The organism is Veillonella dispar, from assembly GCF_937975875.1.
In the GTDB taxonomy this organism is placed as follows: domain Bacteria; phylum Bacillota; class Negativicutes; order Veillonellales; family Veillonellaceae; genus Veillonella; species Veillonella dispar_B.
On sequence record NZ_CALJSP010000190.1, the window covers coordinates 1 to 2,123 of the forward strand.

3 protein-coding genes are annotated in these 2,123 nt (G+C 36.2%); all 3 read right to left on the reverse strand.

The genetic code is table 11. From position 1 onward, the window contains the following. Window positions 1-720 (reverse strand): pseudouridine synthase (locus Q7P05_RS09460; protein ID WP_303931844.1); only part of this gene is annotated, 720 nt, incomplete at its 3' end. 1 nt (window position 721) lies between these two features. Next, window positions 722-1,231: an SMC-Scp complex subunit ScpB gene (gene scpB / locus Q7P05_RS09465; RefSeq protein WP_119208197.1), complete on the reverse strand. Its 510-nt coding sequence runs from the start codon at window positions 1,229-1,231 to the stop codon at window positions 722-724. A gap of 12 nt (window positions 1,232-1,243) precedes the next feature. Further along, window positions 1,244-1,969, reverse strand: coding sequence for a ScpA family protein (locus Q7P05_RS09470; protein ID WP_303931846.1), 726 nt, complete (start codon window positions 1,967-1,969; stop codon window positions 1,244-1,246). Between the last annotated feature and the right edge of the window lie 154 nt (window positions 1,970-2,123).

Genomic DNA, 2,123 nt, shown 5'->3' on the forward strand with positions numbered 1-2,123 from the left:
ATCAGTCCCCAACGCTTTAAGTGCTTTAACCTCTCTAATAGTAAGTTGACGAGAAGCACCACGTTTTACACCGCCCAATGTGAGACCTGCATAAGCAATACGTTTTAAGTTATGAATGCGATATCCAAAGTGTTCAAACATACGACGAACTTGGCGATTACGACCTTCATGGATGGTAATCTCTACTTCATGAACACCGTTATGATCGTCAAAACCTAAGTCTACGATTGTAGCAGGTGCTGTCATTCCATCTTCAAGTTTAACGCCATTGGCAATGACTTGTAAATCTTCATCACGAACGCGACCTTTAATGCGCACTTCATAGGTTTTTTCTACACCTTTAGATGGATGTGTTAAGTTTTGTGCTAACTCACCATCATTGGTAAGTAATAATAAACCTTCAGTATATAAATCGAGACGACCAATAGGATAAATGCGTTTAGATTCGTTTTTGATATAATCTAAAACAGTTTCTCGACCTTGAGGGTCAGATACAGATGTAATGACGCCCTTAGGCTTATTTAATAAATAATACACAGGCTTTTCTTGCGCCAATAATTGGCCATTAACCTTAACCTTATCTTTTTGAGGGTCGATTTTAACGCCCAGCTCAGTTACCTTGCGGCCATTAACTTGAACTTTCCCCTCCGTAATTAATTCTTCTGCCTTACGTCGTGATGCAACACCACAACTAGCAATAAATTTTTGTAATCGTTCCATATTATCCTTCTGTTTCCGAAACTTCTTGATGTAAAGCTTCAATAGATTCTACACCAGCACTTCTTAAAAACTCGTCGGTTGTGCCATAAAGAATAGGTCTACCTACAGTATCTTTATGACCTAGTTCCGCAATAAGAGATCGAGTGAGTAATTGTTTAATAATCTTATCACTATTTACACCGCGGATTTCTTCAATTTCAGCTTTAGTTATTGGTTGTTTATAGGCTATAACAGCTAATGTTTCCATCGCTGCATTAGATAATTTATCTTCTCTCTTACGGATATGACCTACATAGTCAGCACTTTCCATGGCACTAACTAACTCAATACCTGCTCCAGATACTCTCAAACGGATGCCGCGATTTTGCTCATCTAGTTCCCGTTGTAATGTATCTATATAATCTTGTACTTCCTCTTTTGAAAGTTCAAATACTTCTTCAAGCATTTCTATTGATATAGGTTTTGCCGATGAGAATAACACGGCCTCTAAATGCATTGTTGGTAAGCTCATATAGCCCCCTTTCTATACGGTACCTTCTAAGGCTGCAGTGAATACAATATCATCCTCTTCATAGCGCATTTCCATGATTTGTTGTTTCAACAATTCTAAAACAGCCATAAAGATCGTTACCATACCACTTTTTGTTTCAATTGCTACTAATAACTCTCTAAAGTGTAAACTTTCACCACGACGTATACGACTAGATAAAGACAGAATCATATCTTCTAAGCTATAACTGTCTTTTTCAACCTTTACTTCACGAATAGGCTCCTCTTCAGTTAATTCCTTAGCGCGTTTTATAGTCTGATAAAAAATCTCATATAATCGGGAAAGTTCTAAATTATATACATTATCTAACCCAAGTACGCTTGTTTCTTCAGGTCTACTAAATATATTAGCGGATACAGCCGTACGTTCCATCAGTATAGCTGTAAAATCTTTGATTTTCTTAAACTCTACTAATTTAGCTACCAATTCATCACGTGGATCTTCAGCATCTTCTGGCTCAGGGTCAGCTTTAGGTAATAGCATACGCGATTTAATCTGTAACAAAGTAGAAGCCATTACAAGAAACTCACTACTATAATGAATATCAAAGTGATTCCAATTATCTAAATATTCCAAGTATTGACTCGTAATTTCAACGATAGGAATATCGGTGATTTCTATTTTATGTTTTTCAATAAGATGCAAAAGCAAGTCCAAAGGACCTTCAAAGACATCCAACTTATAATTATAATCGCCCATAAACCCCAATCCTTAGAAAATATACTTTAACTATATAATTATAAAGCATTTATAGTAGTACTTTCAAATAATTGTTTTTTTTACAGTCATCTGCTATCTTTATTATAGTATGTTTGGCATTGAGCGCGATTACATGCAGCGGACATGCCACTAC

Bases quoted from the DNA above. Each gene is read 5' to 3' on its own strand.
- scpB (WP_119208197.1), bottom strand. From the start codon at position 1,231: ATGAGCTTACCAACAATGCATTTAGAGGCCGTGTTATTCTCATCGGCA.
- Q7P05_RS09470 (WP_303931846.1), bottom strand. From the start codon at position 1,969: ATGGGCGATTATAATTATAAGTTGGATGTCTTTGAAGGTCCTTTGGAC.